Raw genomic sequence first — 600 nt, 5'->3', positions numbered from 1 at the left:
CTGATGGAGGAAAGTGGGGAGCAACGATTTTCTTTAGTGGAGATTCAAGCAGCTCGTTACCACAACTCAAGTAATCTTTTGGGGGCAGTTTGTCATTTTAACATCTTAGAAAATCATTAAAAAGTTCTATTTTTAGAGCTTTTTTTGTTTTCTTTTACGAATATTATAAATAGATAGTAGAAAATGAGGTTTACGAATGAACAAATATGAACTTTATAAATTAAAGGTTGCTGGCCTGTCAAATCTACAGGTTTATAACATTGTCAATTACTGGGAAATGAATGGGGAGTGGCCCTCTTTAGAATTAATGGCAAAAATTTCAGGTTGTCGCAATCAAACACTATTTATGGAACGGTATATCCGGATTGATGACAAGGTCTTGAGAGAAGAGTTTAAGGAGTTTGATTCGATTTCCATTATGGATCCGGAATATCCTGAAGAGCTTCTCTGGATGCATAACCCACCTGTTTTGTTGTTTTACTTAGGCAATATTGATCTTCTTAAACAGCCAAAGATTGCGGTTGTAGGGAGTCGATCCTGTAGCCGTACAGGAATTCAATCTGTCGAGAAAATCATTAACGAGTTAAATAATGAATTGAT

At 35.7% G+C, this 600-nt stretch carries 1 protein-coding gene and 1 pseudogene; both read left to right on the top strand.

Going from position 1 to position 600, the window contains the following annotated elements; genetic code table 11:
- Positions 1 to 120 (top strand): annotated as a pseudogene (locus tag ACLOR3_RS04175) (ROK family protein); the annotation flags it as partial.
- Positions 121 to 196: 76 nt separating this feature from the next.
- On the top strand, positions 197 to 600 hold a 404-nt coding region (locus tag ACLOR3_RS04170), incomplete at its 3' end, for a DNA-processing protein DprA (RefSeq protein WP_412037016.1).

The sequence above is a fragment of the Streptococcus intestinihominis genome (genome assembly GCF_046824975.1).
GTDB lineage: Bacteria > Bacillota > Bacilli > Lactobacillales > Streptococcaceae > Streptococcus.
Note: the sequence above shows the minus strand (reverse complement) of the source record. Positions and strands in the feature narration are given on the sequence as shown.